Annotated in this window: 16 protein-coding genes and 3 pseudogenes; 16 read left to right on the top strand and 3 right to left on the bottom strand. The window is 35.3% G+C overall.

Features of this window, described 5'->3' with window-relative positions; translation table 11 throughout:
- Window positions 1–273: 273 nt before the first annotated feature.
- The 3 genes from ACIFUW_RS03820 to ACIFUW_RS03810 are packed head-to-tail and all read left to right on the top strand — an operon-like array spanning window position 274 to window position 1,432.
- On the top strand, window positions 274–891 hold the full coding sequence (locus tag ACIFUW_RS03820) for a recombinase family protein (protein WP_001224538.1): 618 nt from the start codon (window positions 274–276) through the stop codon (window positions 889–891).
- Between the two features lie 40 nt (window positions 892–931).
- Window positions 932–1,231 (top strand): BRCT domain-containing protein, encoded by a 300-nt coding sequence (locus ACIFUW_RS03815; RefSeq protein WP_000366408.1) that lies wholly within the window; start codon window positions 932–934, stop codon window positions 1,229–1,231.
- 33 nt (window positions 1,232–1,264) lie between these two features.
- A complete protein-coding gene (locus ACIFUW_RS03810; protein WP_000824191.1) occupies window positions 1,265–1,432 on the top strand; it encodes a hypothetical protein in 168 nt (55 codons plus the stop codon).
- Window positions 1,433–1,476: 44 nt separating this feature from the next.
- Here the strand turns inward: ACIFUW_RS03810 and ACIFUW_RS03805 are convergent, their stop codons facing one another.
- Window positions 1,477–2,082 carry a recombinase family protein gene (locus tag ACIFUW_RS03805; RefSeq protein ID WP_002321606.1) on the bottom strand — a complete coding sequence of 202 codons (606 nt, stop codon included), beginning with the start codon at window positions 2,080–2,082 and terminating at the stop codon, window positions 1,477–1,479.
- Between the two features lie 124 nt (window positions 2,083–2,206).
- Here ACIFUW_RS03805 and ACIFUW_RS03800 point away from each other — a divergent pair, with 124 nt between their 5' ends.
- The 4 genes and pseudogenes from ACIFUW_RS03800 (at window position 2,207) to ACIFUW_RS03785 (ending at window position 6,201) form a co-directional block, all read left to right on the top strand.
- Window positions 2,207–5,194 (top strand): Tn3 family transposase, encoded by a 2,988-nt coding sequence (locus ACIFUW_RS03800; protein WP_000343406.1) that lies wholly within the window; start codon window positions 2,207–2,209, stop codon window positions 5,192–5,194.
- Window positions 5,195–5,342: 148 nt separating this feature from the next.
- Window positions 5,343–5,552: pseudogene (locus ACIFUW_RS03795) on the top strand (DNA topoisomerase); the annotation flags it as partial.
- 134 nt (window positions 5,553–5,686) lie between these two features.
- Window positions 5,687–5,869: pseudogene (locus tag ACIFUW_RS03790) on the top strand (IS6 family transposase); the annotation flags it as partial.
- Entirely contained in the window at window positions 5,845–6,201 is a 357-nt protein-coding gene (locus ACIFUW_RS03785; RefSeq protein WP_029756604.1) for a helix-turn-helix domain-containing protein, read from the top strand. The pseudogene ACIFUW_RS03790 and the gene ACIFUW_RS03785, both read left to right, overlap by 25 nt.
- Window positions 6,202–6,714: 513 nt before the next feature.
- Here ACIFUW_RS03785 and ACIFUW_RS03780 read toward each other — a convergent pair.
- Together ACIFUW_RS03780 and tet(S) are read right to left on the bottom strand one after the other, a co-directional pair.
- Window positions 6,715–6,903, bottom strand: a complete 189-nt coding sequence (locus tag ACIFUW_RS03780) for a cysteine-rich KTR domain-containing protein (protein WP_425531079.1) — start codon at window positions 6,901–6,903, stop codon at window positions 6,715–6,717.
- Window positions 6,904–6,969: 66 nt separating this feature from the next.
- Window positions 6,970–8,910, bottom strand: coding sequence for a tetracycline resistance ribosomal protection protein Tet(S) (gene tet(S) / locus ACIFUW_RS03775; protein ID WP_436424401.1), 1,941 nt, complete (start codon window positions 8,908–8,910; stop codon window positions 6,970–6,972).
- Between tet(S) and ACIFUW_RS03770 the strand changes: the two genes are divergently transcribed.
- The 9 genes and pseudogenes from ACIFUW_RS03770 to ACIFUW_RS03730 all read left to right on the top strand — a co-directional run.
- Window positions 8,895–9,020 carry a hypothetical protein gene (locus tag ACIFUW_RS03770; protein WP_193393255.1) on the top strand — a complete coding sequence of 42 codons (126 nt, stop codon included), beginning with the start codon at window positions 8,895–8,897 and terminating at the stop codon, window positions 9,018–9,020. The two genes, tet(S) and ACIFUW_RS03770, sit on opposite strands and share 16 nt — an antisense overlap.
- A gap of 568 nt (window positions 9,021–9,588) precedes the next feature.
- Complete coding sequence (locus ACIFUW_RS03765) at window positions 9,589–10,269, top strand: IS6-like element IS1216 family transposase (protein ID WP_001015311.1); 681 nt, start codon at window positions 9,589–9,591, stop codon at window positions 10,267–10,269.
- 200 nt (window positions 10,270–10,469) lie between these two features.
- Entirely contained in the window at window positions 10,470–10,967 is a 498-nt protein-coding gene (locus ACIFUW_RS03760) for a DNA recombinase (protein ID WP_002327635.1), read from the top strand.
- Complete coding sequence (locus tag ACIFUW_RS03755; RefSeq protein ID WP_000323438.1) at window positions 10,968–11,384, top strand: recombinase; 417 nt, start codon at window positions 10,968–10,970, stop codon at window positions 11,382–11,384.
- Between the two features lies 1 nt (window position 11,385).
- On the top strand, window positions 11,386–12,948 hold the full coding sequence (locus tag ACIFUW_RS03750; protein WP_000136908.1) for a recombinase family protein: 1,563 nt from the start codon (window positions 11,386–11,388) through the stop codon (window positions 12,946–12,948).
- Between the two features lie 142 nt (window positions 12,949–13,090).
- Window positions 13,091–13,315: a helix-turn-helix domain-containing protein gene (locus tag ACIFUW_RS03745; protein ID WP_000205227.1), complete on the top strand. Its 225-nt coding sequence runs from the start codon at window positions 13,091–13,093 to the stop codon at window positions 13,313–13,315.
- 14 nt (window positions 13,316–13,329) lie between these two features.
- Window positions 13,330–14,199 carry a nucleotidyltransferase domain-containing protein gene (locus ACIFUW_RS03740; RefSeq protein WP_000233000.1) on the top strand — a complete coding sequence of 290 codons (870 nt, stop codon included), beginning with the start codon at window positions 13,330–13,332 and terminating at the stop codon, window positions 14,197–14,199.
- Entirely contained in the window at window positions 14,180–14,914 is a 735-nt protein-coding gene (locus ACIFUW_RS03735; protein ID WP_000662263.1) for a class I SAM-dependent methyltransferase, read from the top strand. The genes ACIFUW_RS03740 and ACIFUW_RS03735 overlap by 20 nt, the downstream gene beginning before the upstream one ends.
- A gap of 32 nt (window positions 14,915–14,946) precedes the next feature.
- Window positions 14,947–15,210, top strand: a pseudogene (locus tag ACIFUW_RS03730) (aminoglycoside 6-adenylyltransferase); the annotation flags it as partial.
- Window positions 15,211–15,261 lie beyond the last annotated feature (51 nt).

Raw genomic sequence — 15,261 nt, 5'->3', positions numbered from 1 at the left:
ATAAAATATACCATGGAAGACATAAAAGAAAAACTGGATAACTAGTTTATTTAATGGCAGACCGTTAAGGCCTGCCATTTTTATGTATTTTAGCGGAATAAATATAATCATGCGGGAGTGTAAACTTACTGTTTCAAAAAGTATACTTTTTGACATGCCTTGATTTTCTTTGTTTATGTATGGCATAATAACCACATAATACAATTTGAAACGTTTCTGATTTAATCTGATTGTTTTGAAACAATTTTAGTGAAAAAAGGGTAGATAAAAACGATGAGAAAATTTTTTTATATCCGGGTCAGTAGTTATGATCAATCGATCGAACGACAACTGATTTCCGCGAAGGAATTAGGAATCCCTGAAGAATATATATTTGTAGAAAAAGCCAGCGGCAAAGATTTTAAACGCCCTGAATATCAATTAATGAAACGGATGTTTCGAAAAGGAGATTTACTCTATCTACAATCATTAGATAGACTAGGCAGAAATAAACAAATGATTTTAGAAGAATGGCGAGAATTAACTAAGGAAAAGCAGATTGATATTTCTGTGTTAGACATGCCTCTGTTAGATACTGCTAGTTACAAGCAACTAGATGGGTTAGAGACGCTTATCTCTGACTTAATTCTGCAATTACTCAGCTATATGGCCGAAGACGAGCGGAAACGAATTAATAGCCGGCAAAGAGAAGGCGTAGAAGCTGCGAAACAAAAGGGTGTAAAATTCGGCAGAAAGAAAATTGCTTTACCTCCTGAATTTCCTGCGATCTATTCTGACTGGAAAGCAGGAAAGATAACTGCAGTCTATGCTATGGATCAATTGGGCATGAAACGAAATACCTTTTATCGACGGGTGAAAGAATATGAACATACCTTGCACCACTTTTCTTGATAGATATAACAGCTATTAGACGGGAAGGGAGAGTTTGAAAATGGACTTAACGAATCAAAGGGTCGTTTTTACTGGAACGCTGCAGCAAATGACACGAACCCAAGCCATCGGTTTGGTTCACTCTTTAAACGGCCATTGTCAATCAAGTGTTACTTCAAAAACAAATTTCCTGGTTTGTGGTCAGTATTCTAAGTCGTTGTTTGATGATTCTCTCTATACAAAAAAGGAACAAACCGCGCGGGACTTGATTGCGTTAGGTCATGAGATTACCATTTTATCAGAAGTCGAATTTTATGCGTTAATTAGTCAACAGTTGAAAGAATGGCAACGGTATTTATAATCGTTAGTAAAATTTACAAGGAGGAAAATTTTTATGAAGCGAAAATCTTATGATCGTTGGGGCATTGAAATAACTAGTTTTAATCGAAATATTGCTTTTCACGTGGAGTGTGACTGTGGGGAATTAGCAAAAAGTGTTTATCAAAAAAATTACTTTTACTGTCCTAAATGCCATCGCCGATACGGGGTACATGGAACATAGAAACGAAATAGTGCGGTAGAAAAGCGAATGAATGTAGTATATTTCTACAAATCATTCGCTTTCTTTATTTTATAAATAGTTGGTCGAGAGATCCCGTTTTCTTTTGCAATCTCTGCAACTGGAATGCCTTGCTTTAACATGTCCACCACGGTTTTAAAAACTAAGCGTTTTTGCGGATCTGTTGAGTTAATAGAATACTCGATTGGTCGTCCCTTATATCGGCCGGCTTTTTGAGCCAATAATACTCCTTGCCGCTGACGTTCACGAATTTTCTCACGCTCGTTTTGTGCAATATAACTTAGCAGTGATAAAAACATATCGAACATAGCGGTATCCAGGAGTTCATTTCCAGTATTAAAATCTAAAAACTGTGCATCTAATATTTTTAACGCTACTTTTTTCTGTTTCATAAAAGCAACTGTATTTTTTATATCTTCATAATCTCTTCCTAAACGATCTAGTGATGTAACGATGACGCAATCACCTTCACGGATATAATTTAGTAATTTTTGAAACTCAGGACGCTCAGTATCTTTACCACTGGCTTTTTCTTGGAATAATTTATCAATGTTAAGTCCTTCCATCATTGCCAATTGTCGATCCAAATTTTGATCTTGTGAAGATACTCGAATATAGCCAATTTTTCCCATAAAAAACTCCTTTTTAAAAGTGATATAATTTACATGTAAAATTTACTTGTAGTTTTACTGCTATCATAGCATTTTTAAAAATAAATTTTATGTAGACTTAAAATTTACTTCATGGAGGGTTTAAATGGATGAAATCAAAAGTAACAAAAAAGCATTTGGCATTTATTTAGGAGAACCTAGTACAGAACAATTAAACCAATTTTTTTATTTGCATGAAAAAGATTTAGAATTGATGGAGACTATACGACGACCAGCTACTAGATTAGGTTTTGCACTACAGTTAGTCTCACTACGTTTTTTAGGAACTTTTATATTAGATCTTACCAATATTCCCCAAAATGTATTGAGTTATGTAGCAACTCAACTAAATATTGATCCTGGAGAAATTATCTACTATAGCAGGAGACAGACCAGGTATCAGCACACAAAATTGATAAAATCACATTATGGATATCAAGATTTCAACCAACCGGAAATAGAAACATACCTAGCTAACTGGCTTTTAAATAGAGCGCTGTATACAACAGAATCTTCAGATATGTTGTTTGATATGCTTCTAAAAAAATGTCTGGATGAAAAGATTGTTTTACCTGGAATTACTACTTTTTCTCGTTTTGTTGCTAGTGCAATTGAAAAAGCTGAAGAGCATTTATACCGACAATTGTCTTTGGTTCCAACTGAAGATGAGAGAAAGCGGCTTCTCAATCATTTAGAATTAATTGGAACTCCAGTTTATGGGGCAATAATCAAAATGGACATTTTGAGAACCCCGTTAGCTGACGATAGTCATAAAGAAATAGCCAGAGGTTTTGACCGACTAAAGCAATTTCAAGCTTTCTCTACTGAAAAATGGAAGATGGAATCTATTCCTGAAGGGAAAATAAAAGTTCTTGCAAATTATGCATTTAAAGCTAAAGCTCAATTAATTCAACGAATGAGTGAACAGAAAAAACTGGCGTTGTTAGTGGCATTTATTTTCATATACAAACGTAAGGCTATGGATGAACAAATTTTAGCACTATCTAATTTTTTTGAAACTGTTTTTAGACGCGCCAAAAATAAGGAATCTAAAGAACGTCTTCGTACCATAAAAGATCTAGATCGAGCCGCATCGACACTTTCAGATATTGTAGATTTAGTAATGTCCAGTCATTCTGATACTAATGAACTATCCCTTCGCGATCGTATCTTAGAAAAATATTCTGAGGAAAATGTTACCGAAGCTGTATCGCAAGTTCGGCTATTGGTTAAAAATGATCGTGAACCAATAGCCATTTCTGAACTTCTGAACACTTATCGAAAGTTCAGAAAATTTATTCCGGATATTTTAACTACACTAACATTTGACAGCAATGACTACGGTAACAACTGTAAGGAACTCTGGACCTTCATTAATAATAGATTTCCTAAGCCGATTACTTACAAAATGTTTGGAGCTATTAAACATACTCTTCCAAAGAAATGGATTTATTACATTCATGAATACCCTGAACAAACTAATAAATGTGTATTGATTGCAGCTGTCGAATTGTTAATTCAATCTTTAAAACGCCATGATATTTATATTCCTCAGAGTGTCTTATATAACAATCCTATGGATTGCTTGATTGATGAGAAAACTTGGGTTCAACAAAAATACGTTTTATTAGAACAACTAGATCTTCCTTCTTCAGCAAATGAAATGTCTTTATGGTTAAAGAACGATTTGGAACTGTCTTATAAAGAAGCGCTAAATCGTTGGCCTACTTCTAAAATGGCCAGAATAGAAAATGCAGATCGCCTGGTTGTCTCTAGACTTAAAAAGACATATGAAAAAAAGGAAGATAAGTCTTTTAGACGTCGCATTCAGCAGTTACTTCCTAAAATTGATTTGTCAGATTTGTTATTGGAAGTAAACCAACAGTTAAATCTTACTCAATCATTTAACCACTTAAGTGACAAGGACACCAAAATGAAAGACTTGGATATTAGTTTATTAGCAGTTCTTTTATCAGAGTCCTGCAATATTGGTTTTTCCCCGGTTTCAAAAGAAGGATTTGATTCTTTAAAGTATGATCGTCTTGTCTATGTCAATCATCATTATATTCGAGTGGATACACTTTCAGGAGCTAATCAAAAAATAATACATGCACACAGGAAACTTGCCACCTCTAAGATATGGGGTGATGGGCATATGGCTTCAGCTGACGGTATTCGTTATATCACACCACAACGTTCCCTATATTCTAGAAGTAATCCAAAATATTTTGGCCGTGGTCGTGGGATCACATTCTACAATTTTGTCTCTGATCAATATATAGGGTTCCACGGAATGGTCGTTTCAGGGACACTGCGAGATTCGCTTTACCTTCTAGAAGGATTCCTCAATCAACCCAGCGAATTAACTCCTAATCAGATCATGACTGATACAGCTGGTTATAGCGATATGATTTTTGGTCTCTTTGGCTTATTAGGGTTTCAATTTAGTCCAAGAATTGCCAATGATAAAGGAACCAAACTTTGGCGAATCGACGCTAACGCTCACTACGGGGAACTTGATACGTTGTCTCAAAATTCAATTAATATGGAACTGATTTATACCCATTGGGAGGACATTCTTAGGGTTGCAGGTTCGTTGAAATCTGGAAAAGTGAATGCAACAGAATTAACGAAATCTCTTCAACGGAATGGGCAACCCACGCCTTTAGGAAAAGCAATAACTGAGTATGGAAAAGTTTATAAGACGAAACATCAGCTTCGTTATATTTCTGACGAAATATATGCACGGCAAATTTTAGAACAATTGAATAAGGGGGAAGCTCGGCATGCCTTATGCCGTAATATTTTTTATGGACGAAAAGGAAAACTCTACCAGACTTATTATGATGGGATGGAAGAGCAGCTCAATGCATTAGGATTAGTTACTAATGCCATCATATATTGGAACTCACTGTATTTAGAAAAAGTATTTGAACAAATGAAAGCTGAAGGATTCGACTGTTCCGAAGAAATGATACGCAGGCAATCTCCACTAATTAGTGATCACATCAATTTTGTTGGTAAGTATACGTTTAGATACGAAGCTGAATTATCCAACGGTAAGTTACGTCCATTGAATGTAGAAGAATTCTAGCAATGTTCGGGTTTTGCATGCTACCGCACTATTTCGTATGACTGTTCCAGCGAATCACTTCGAATAGAAAAAGAGAAAAACACGAGAACAGCGTTAAATCAACGTTTCTTGTGTTTTTACTTTTGTGCTACCGCACTATTTCGTTTCTATGTTCCATGTACCCCTTTATCAAGAAGCGCAAACACGCCAAATTGCCGATTGGTTGATCGGCATGAACGCAAGCCCTTTATATACCTTGAATTTACAACAAAAAGGCGTACAAGGTACATTTTCATTAGGACGTGTACAAACACCGACTTTATATCTCATTTATCAACGCCAGGAAGCAATAGAAAACTTTAAAAAAGAACCTTTTTTCCTGAATAATTCATAGTTTTACTAATAGTCTTTCCTAACATTGATTTAATAGTCTTTAAAGGGTTCTGTTGCAAAGTTTTAAATCTACTATCAAATAAGGTAGAATAATAGAAAAAGATAGCAGGAGGAATGACGATGAATCATTTTAAAGGAAAGCAATTTCAGCAGGATGTGATTATTGTAGCCGTGGGCTACTATCTTCGTTATAACCTTAGCTATCGTGAAGTTCAAGAAATCTTATATGATCGTGGCATTAACGTTTCTCATACGACGATTTATCGTTGGGTGCAAGAATATGGCAAACTACTCTATCAAATTTTGATTTCAAACCATTGGGTCTTGCGATTAAAGAAGCCCGTCTTAGTAAAGGATTGACTCGTGAGCAGGTAGGATCAATGATCCAGATTGCGCCACGCTATTTGACGAACATTGAAAATAAAGGACAACAGCCAAGTTTTCATGTTGTATATGATTTAGTGACTTTGCTAAATATTTCTTTGGATGGATTTATTTTAGGGGAAGAAAACAGTCATAAAAGCTCCAAACGTCTTCAAGTAGAAGCACAGTTGGATTGTCTGGATGAAGATGAATTAGTGACGATTGGGAAAGTGATTCAAGCAATTTACGGAGAAAAATGTAAATTTAACTAGTTCAATAATACACAATGGATTAATTAATACTATCAGGAAAGATTGATTACAAAGATGTAATGAATTTTTTCTGATTTTTGTTAATCATAAATAGAAAATGAATTTATCTTTGTTACACTTAGGAACTAGAGCGAATGATAAATAGTTCTTTGGTTACTCTTATCGCTGCAAAGTACAGTTCATTTTTTGTTGTTGGGAAAATTTTCTGGATTTATTGCATATCACTTCATCCGACTAAAAATTTTTGATTCCCATAGCGAAGTTCGTTTTTGTTCCTTAGGAAAAACTTGACTGATATACTAGTTTTGAAATGACGAGTAACTCTGTACTTCATCAATAATCAAGTATTGAATTTTAATTGTATACTTTTTATGCTTGAGGGATGTCTACTGTAATACAGCTACTGCAAAAAAAATCAGTACACTTATTTTCTTATAAAGGATATCAAGAACTAAGCTCAATGGTATGCATAGAAAAGAAAAAGCCGATAAAATGAGATTTTGATATCTCGAATTATCGGCTCTGCGTCTTTGCGTCTGGCTCTGTAATTACAGTTATTCTAAACTTCGTTATTTCAATTAAAATTTCTTGTCTGCATTTAGGACAAAATAGAGGGAAATTTTTTAATTCAGTATCTTCCCTCATTTTTAAACGGGTCTTATTGCCACATATAGGGCACAGTATCCACCTAGTATTTACAATATCTATATCCTCCTGTTCTAATTAACAACTCAATATTCATTTTAAAAATTTCTCTTTAGTTCACTATCAATGTAAGTTGATTTTATTAAACATATGCCTTACTTTGTCTATTCTATTATTTGGACGACGTGGTTGGAAAGCAGACTTAATGTTAGTAACCTGATAACCTTTTAACTCTGTTAAACAGACACTGCGTCCATTTGTAAAGAAAGTTAAACTGTTTCGATACTCTTGAATACAACGGGCTGGAATTTCACCAATGAGAATGACCTCGTTACCTTTTAACTTAGTATTTAAAATATTTGCACAATATTTGGAAGCAGCATTATATGCTCTCGAAAGATATTCTTGTGGTACATAAATTTCGAAGCTAAGATATGGCTCTAATAACTCTGTACCACTCTTTCTAAAAGCCTGCTCTAGTACAATAGGCGCAAGCATTCGGAAATCTGCTGGCGTACTGACAGGGCTGTAATATAGACCATACTTAAAACAGATCTTACAGTCTGTTAATTTCCAACCGTACAATCCTTGTTCACACCCATAGCGTATACCTTCCATAACTGCATTTTGAAATGATTGATTTAAATAACCTAGAGAAACCAGGCTCTCATACTGAATGCCACTACCCAAAGGAAGTGGTGTTACAGATAAACCAATAGAAGCCCAGAAAGGATTTGGAGGTACTTCGATATCAATGGTAAATTCAGATTTTTTTAATGGTCTTTCCATATAAATGACAGTTGGTTTTCTTGTTTCTATCTCAATATGATATTTTTCTTGAATCAGAGTACAAGTTACCTCCATTTGGACCTCACCTAAAAAAGATAGCACAATTTCGTGAGTTACTGTATCTACATAATATTGTAGAAGGGGATCACTATCGGATATTTCAAAAAGTGCATCTAGTAACTTTTCTCTTTGTACTGATTTACATGGTTCAATTGTTGTTTGTAACATAGGAAGAGGATTCTCAAGAATTTCTCTATGTGGTAATCTTTTTTTATCTCCAAGTACGTTATTTAGTTTTAAAAGCTCATTTTTTAAAATAATAATCTCACCAGGCTCTGCCTTATCTATCTGGCGTAATTCTCCATTTATTGAAGTATACATTTCTGTAACTTTTATTTTTTCCTTTTCTGATATATTGACTGAGTCTCGCAAATGTAGCGTTCCACTATAAAGACGTACATAGACAAGCCGTTGACCATCATCTGAATATTCTACTTTAAAAACATTTCCACAAAGTTTATCTGAATTGAGTTGTGTGGGTGAAAATAATTTGCTAGTAATTACCTCTATAAGTTGTTTAATTCCAATATTATTCTTTGCACTTCCGTGATAAACAGGATATAAGGAGCAACTTTGAATTCTTTCGTTTTCCTCCTTTTCAAGTTCTGCAATATTCAATGTTTTCCCAATGGTATATTTTTCTAATAAATAATCATTTCCCACAATTACTGTCTCCCATTGTTCTGGTTCAGTATAATCTATTACATAAGGTTTCAAATTTAGATTCACAGTCTGCTTAATTATGATGTCGTCAGAAAGTTTGTCCTTAATATCTTGATAAACATCTGGCAAATTTATTCCATTTTGATCAATTTTGTTAATAAAAAATATTATAGGTATGTTCATCTTTCTAAGTGCATGGAATAGTATACGAGTTTGTGACTGTACTCCATCTTTTGCAGAGATTAGCAAAATAGCTCCATCCAAAACAGATAATGAACGGTATACATCTGCCAAAAAATCCATGTGTCCAGGAGTATCTACAATATTTACTTTAACATTTTCCCGTTGAAAAGATGTTATTGCGGTCTGAATAGTAATACCTCTCTGGCGTTCCAAAAACATAGTATCCGTTTTCGTTGTACCGCTATCTACACTTCCTAACTCTTTAATTGCTCCGCTACTGTATAGTAAGCTTTCTGTCAAAGTAGTTTTTCCTGCATCAACATGTGCTAAGATACCGATATTAATAATTTTCAATTTTATTTCCTCCATTCAAAAGCTCAAAAAGCAGAAAAAATCCCAGTGATAAATACTCTTATCACTGGGATTTTAATACAAAAATAGCTGTATACTACACACTGATAGCCACAGATGCTTTATGATAAAATGATAAAAGTATTCTTAAACTGGGCACAAAAAACCAGTCCTTATTTTAAATAAGGATGCTTAATTAATTATTCCCGCTATCTAATTGACAGTTTATTTAAGAATACCTTGCCGCATTTTTATTATCTCCTTTTGAATGTTATCTTAATTCTATCATATGATAGAATGCTTGTAAAGCCAACCATATTTTTTGAACGAAAGGGAAATTAATGAGAAATTAATGGAAGTTAGTGTAGTAGTTGAAGATAACTCTTCAGAATGGCTATCAAAATTCAGCGATTTAATAACGATTTACAAGTTCATAAGGGATTCTTTATTCATCCAGCTATTATATTACTTTTCAGGTCAATAGGACAACTGTCCACAACCTTTCTACAAATATATTACGTATAATTTTTGAAATATATACTGCTTAACAAAATATTTTGCAGTGGTTCCAATAGTTTTGAATTGTTAATATTAAGTTTGACTTGGAAAATATCATTAAAAGGGTTCTGTTGCAAAGTTTTAAATCTACTATCAAATAAGGTAGAATAATAGAAAAAGATAGCAGGAGGAATGACGATGAATCATTTTAAAGGAAAGCAATTTCAGCAGGATGTGATTATTGTAGCCGTGGGCTACTATCTTCGTTATAACCTTAGCTATCGTGAAGTTCAAGAAATCTTATATGATCGTGGCATTAACGTTTCTCATACGACGATTTATCGTTGGGTGCAAGAATATGGCAAACTACTCTATCAAATTTGGAAAAAGAAAAATAAAAAATCCTTTTATTCATGGAAAATGGATGAAACGTACATCAAAATTAAAGGAAAATGGCATTATTTGTATCGAGCCATCGATGCAGATGGTTTAACCTTGGATATTTGGTTACGTAAAAAACGGGACACACAAGCAGCCTATGCTTTTCTTAAGCGGTTAGTGAAGCAGTTTGATGAACCGAAGGTTGTAGTCACAGATAAAGCCCCCTCTATTACAAGTGCCTTTAAGAAACTAAAAGAATACGGCTTTTATCAAGGGACAGAACATCGTACCATTAAATACCTGAATAATTTGATTGAACAAGACCATCGTCCAGTAAAGAGACGCAATAAATTCTATCGAAGTTTACGCACTGCCTCTACCACGATTAAAGGTATGGAAGCCATCCGAGGATTATATAAGAAAACCCGAAAAGAAGGCACTCTCTTCGGGTTTTCGGTCTGTACTGAAATCAAGGTATTATTGGGAATCCCAGCTTAAATCATAGATACCGTAAGGGATTTTATTCTTTATTTAAAACTTTGCAACAGAACCAAATATCCGATTTATACTTTGTATAAAGAACTAAAGTAGTTAGCAAATCATTTACAGCAAATCACTATGTTCCACATACCATTTTACATACTTACCTTATCCACGACACATGTTGAGATAGTATCGAAGATAAAGAAAGTTGCTCCATGTTGTTTTTGCGAGATGGGGAAATCAAAGCCACATTGACAACCATGATGAATAAGCTTGCTTTCAGTCATAAGCTAATCCTAGAACCACTTTTCAAGTCAGTTAGCCAAATCGATGAAGAAAGCGACCGTGAAAGAATGGACGCTATTGATAAGCTAATGGAGCAACTATTGGAAGAACGCAATACCCTTATTGCACTGATGTCCAAAGGTTTCCTAGAACCTGCTCTTTTTAATCAGGAACGAAATGTTTTAGATAGTGAGATTAAAAATCTTACTACCGAAAAAACAAACCTGGTAACGAACTCTGCGAGTGGGGTTTTGCGAGCAAACGAGATAAAGGACCTCATTAATTATGTGTCAGCAGATAATTTTAATGGTGACTACACGGAAGAACTATTTGAAGAATTTGTAGTGAACATCATTGTAAATTCCAGGGATGAGCTGACATTCAATTTGAAATGCGGTCTTTCCCTGAAAGAAAAGGTGGTGAGATAAATGGCATATATTCCATATGGATACAAAATTCAAGATGGAGTGGTTACTGTCGATGAAAAGGCAGCAGGTCAAGTAAAGGTATTCTTTGAGAAATACATATCAGGACTATCCCTTACAGTGGCTGGCGAACAGGCAGGTATTGAAAAGACACATTCTGTGATGGGGCGCATTTTGAAAAACGTCAACTACCTTGGAAATGATACGTATCCAGCAATTATTGATAAAGAGATATTTGATAAAGCTGAAGAAGTTAGAGATAAACGTGCAAAGGATTTAGGACGAGTGGTAGAGCTTGCCGCTTTCACCTCTCCCCCTCCCAAAGAACGATTCAAAATGAAAAAGGCAGATAATAAGATGCCAGTGGATCCTTTTGAACGAGCAGAATACTTATACAGTCTGATAGAAAGCGAGGAATAAAGTGACAGAGAAAAATATAATGGTTATTCCTGCTCGTAAAAGAGTAGGAAGTACAGCCGCAAAAGAAAAGATAAAGAAACTTCGTGTTGCTGCCTATTGCCGTGTTTCTACAGAAACAGAAGAACAAAATTCTAGCTATGAGGTTCAGGTCTCACACTATACAGAGTTTATAAAGAAAAATAATGAATGGGAGTTTGCTGGCATCTTTGCAGATGATGGTATCTCTGGTACGAACACTAAAAAGCGTGACGAATTTAATCGCATGATTGCAGAGTGTATGGACGGTAACATCGACATGGTTATTACAAAATCCATCAGCCGATTTGCGCGTAACACCCTAGACTGCCTTCAATACATTAGACAGCTCAAGGATAAGAACATATCAGTTTATTTTGAGAAAGAGAACATCAACACCACGGATGCCAAAGGTGAGGTTTTGCTGACTATTATGGCATCTTTGGCACAGCAGGAAAGCCAGAGCCTTTCACAAAACGTTAAGCTTGGGCTACAGTACCGATACCAACAAGGAAAGGTGCAGGTCAACCATAAGCGATTTATGGGCTACACGAAAGATGAAGATGGAAATTTAACTATTGTCCCCGAAGAAGCTGAGATTATCAAACGCATCTACCGAGAATACCTTGAGGGTCAGAGTCTAGTGGGCATTGGTCGAGCCCTTGAAAAGGATGGTATTTTAACAGCAGCGGGAAAACCAAGATGGCGACCAGAATCAGTTAAGAAGATACTTCAAAACGAAAAATACATCGGAGATGCCCTTCTGCAAAAGACTGTCACAGTAGATTTTCTGACCAAGAAACGAGTGAAAAATGAAGGGCATGTTCCCCAATATTATGTTGAAAATAGCCATGAAGCGATTATTCCTAAAGAGTTATTTTTGCAGGCGCAAGAAGAAATTCATCGGAGAAGCAATATCTACACAGGAGAAGGCAAGAACAAAAGAATTTACAGTAGCAAGTACGCTTTAAGTGCCATCACCTTCTGTGGAGATTGTGGCGATATTTATAGACGGGTCTATTGGAATATCCACGGAAGAAAAGAATTTGTCTGGCGATGCGTGACTAGAATCGAGCAAGGTCCTGAAGTTTGTAAGAACCGAACCGTAAAAGAAGATGAACTTTATGGTGCAGTAATGACTGCGATTAATAAGCTACTTGCAGGTGGGAACAATATGATAAAGACACTGGAAGAGAATATTCATGCTGTGATTGGCGAAACCACAGAATACCAAATTTCAGAGATTAACAACTCACTAGAGGAAAAACAAAAAGAACTAATCAAGCTGGCGAACAAGGGTCAAGACTATGACCACTTAGCAGATGAGATTGATGAGCTGAGAGACAAGCGACAGATCCTTTTAGTAGAAGATGCCTCCCTCAGTGGCGAGAACGAGCGAATCAATGAGCTGATTGAATTTATCCGCAAGAACAAATTCCGCACCTTAGAATATGATGATAAGCTTGTAAGGAAGATAATCCAGAGCGTTACAGTCTATGAAGGCCACTTCGTCATAGCCTTCAAATCTGGCATCGAAATGGAAATATGAAAACCAGAAGTAAATAGCCCATGACTCTACAGTAGAGTTGTGGGTTTTCTTTTGCTTGCTGATTATAATAATATTTTAATAACTATTGTGTTTATCAACCAAATGGTTTATAATATTCTTAGCGTAAACTTGGAGGTGCTGTATGACTACGGCAGAAATGATTAAAGAACTGTGTGAGCAAATGAATATAAGTGTTTCCGAACTTGCTAGACGTATTGGCCAGACTCCACAGAATTTCAATAAAAAATTACAACGAGAAACAGTAACCTTGGATGAGTTGAAGGCCATTGCTGATGTGCTAGGTGTCAAGTTTGTGCAGGCATTTATTTTACCAGATGGAGAAGAAATAAAAATATCTAACGAATAAAGGAGGATGTTTATATGGTAGGTAATGTTATTCAAATAGTAACAGAGAAATTATCATCTTTGCCTTTTATAGAAGGCATCGTATTAGGGGGCTCACGTGCAAGAGGCACCCATACAGAAAATTCTGATATAGATATCGGAATCTATTACAATTCAGACTCATTTGACCTGACAGCGATTAATCAAATTGCTACAGAATTGGATGATAAAAATAGAAACAACCTTGTTGTGCCTCCCGGAGCGTGGGGTGATTGGATTAATGGCGGCGGATGGTTATTTATAAATGGGTATCATGTTGACTTGATTTTACGTGATATAAAACGGGTAGAACAAATAATCAAAGATACGGAGCAAGGAATTGTTACTGCCAATTATCAGACCGGGCATCCCCATGGTTATATAAGTGCAATGTATCGTGGAGAATTAGCGATTAGTAAAATACTATATGCTAAGAACGAAAGCTTATGCGAATTAAAAAAGCAGGCAGAAATTTACCCTACTGCTCTAAAGAAAAGCTTGATGAACTTTTTTATATTTGAAGCTGAATTCTCTTTAATGTTTGTAAAAGCAAATGCGGGGGTAGAGGATAAATATTATATTGCAGGCCATGTTTTTCGTATTATTTCATGCTTAAATCAAGTACTATTTGCATGTAATAATGCTTATTGCATTAACGAAAAGAAAGCTATAAAACTGCTTGAAACTTTTGAATATAAACCTGAAAAATATGCCGAAAGAGTTAATCATATTTTTGAAGTACTCGGTCTTTCTCTTTTTGAATGCTACGATATGACCGAGAAACTTTATAAAGAAGTGAATGAAATTGTATCGGAGATAAATAACTTTTTAAACGAGGAGAGTTCAGATGAAAGAAAACAAATATGATGATAATATATTTTTTCAAAAATACAGTCAAATGAGTCGCTCGCAGAAAGGACTGGCTGGTGCGGGAGAATGGGAGACTTTGAAAAAGATGCTACCTGATTTTAAGGGTAAGCGTGTGCTTGATTTAGGATGCGGCTATGGATGGCACTGTATATATGCGATGGAAAACGGTGCTTCCTCTGTAGTAGGTGTTGATATTTCTCATAAAATGCTCGAAGTAGCAAAAGGAAAAACCCATTTTCCACAGATTGAATATGAATGCTGTGCCATAGAAGATGTGGATTTCCCAGAGGAGAGCTTTGATGTAATACTAAGTTCGCTTGCGTTTCATTATGTAGCAGACTATGAGAATTTAATAAAAAAGATATATAGGATGCTGAAGGCTGGTGGCAATTTAGTTTTTACAGTTGAACATCCTGTTTTTACTGCTCATGGAACACAAGACTGGTATTATAACGAAAAAGGAGAAATACTGCATTTCCCGGTGGACAATTATTATTATGAGGGCAAACGGACAGCTATGTTTTTGGAAGAAAAGGTTACAAAATATCATAGAACACTGACCACATATCTAAATACACTGCTTTCAAATAGTTTTATAATAAATCAGATTGTGGAGCCACAGCCGCCAGAGAACATGATGGATATTCCGGGGATGGCGGATGAAATGCGACGCCCAATGATGCTGATTGTATCGGCAAAAAAGAAGATGTAATAATATAGAAAAAATAAACGAGGAGTATGTAAATGAGATCAGAAAAAGAAATGATGGATTTAGTACTTTCTTTAGCAGAACAGGATGAACGTATTCGAATTGTGACCCTTGAGGGGTCACGCGCAAATATTAATATACCTAAAGATGAATTTCAGGATTATGATATTACATATTTTGTAAGTGATATAGAACCGTTTATATCTAATGATGACTGGCTTAATCAATTTGGGAATATAATAATGATGCAAAAGCCGGAGGATATGGAATTATTCCCACCTGAAGAAAAGGGATTTTCCGGTTCTGTTGCAAAGTTTTAAATAAAGAATAAAATCCCTTACGGTATCTAT

The organism is Enterococcus sp. PLH-Efm8 (genome assembly GCF_053011625.1).
This window is presented reverse-complemented; position numbering and strand designations above follow the sequence as displayed.

Excerpts from the sequence above, each read along its gene's own strand:
- ACIFUW_RS03820 (WP_001224538.1), top strand. The coding sequence starts at position 274 with ATGAGAAAATTTTTTTATATCCGGGTCAGTAGTTATGATCAATCGATC.
- ACIFUW_RS03815 (WP_000366408.1), top strand. The coding sequence starts at position 932 with ATGGACTTAACGAATCAAAGGGTCGTTTTTACTGGAACGCTGCAGCAA.
- ACIFUW_RS03810 (WP_000824191.1), top strand. The coding sequence starts at position 1,265 with ATGAAGCGAAAATCTTATGATCGTTGGGGCATTGAAATAACTAGTTTT.
- ACIFUW_RS03805 (WP_002321606.1), bottom strand. The coding sequence starts at position 2,082 with ATGGGAAAAATTGGCTATATTCGAGTATCTTCACAAGATCAAAATTTG.
- ACIFUW_RS03800 (WP_000343406.1), top strand. The coding sequence starts at position 2,207 with ATGGATGAAATCAAAAGTAACAAAAAAGCATTTGGCATTTATTTAGGA.
- ACIFUW_RS03765 (WP_001015311.1), top strand. The coding sequence starts at position 9,589 with ATGAATCATTTTAAAGGAAAGCAATTTCAGCAGGATGTGATTATTGTA.
- ACIFUW_RS03760 (WP_002327635.1), top strand. The coding sequence starts at position 10,470 with ATGTTGTTTTTGCGAGATGGGGAAATCAAAGCCACATTGACAACCATG.
- ACIFUW_RS03755 (WP_000323438.1), top strand. The coding sequence starts at position 10,968 with ATGGCATATATTCCATATGGATACAAAATTCAAGATGGAGTGGTTACT.
- ACIFUW_RS03745 (WP_000205227.1), top strand. The coding sequence starts at position 13,091 with ATGACTACGGCAGAAATGATTAAAGAACTGTGTGAGCAAATGAATATA.
- ACIFUW_RS03740 (WP_000233000.1), top strand. The coding sequence starts at position 13,330 with ATGGTAGGTAATGTTATTCAAATAGTAACAGAGAAATTATCATCTTTG.
- ACIFUW_RS03735 (WP_000662263.1), top strand. The coding sequence starts at position 14,180 with ATGAAAGAAAACAAATATGATGATAATATATTTTTTCAAAAATACAGT.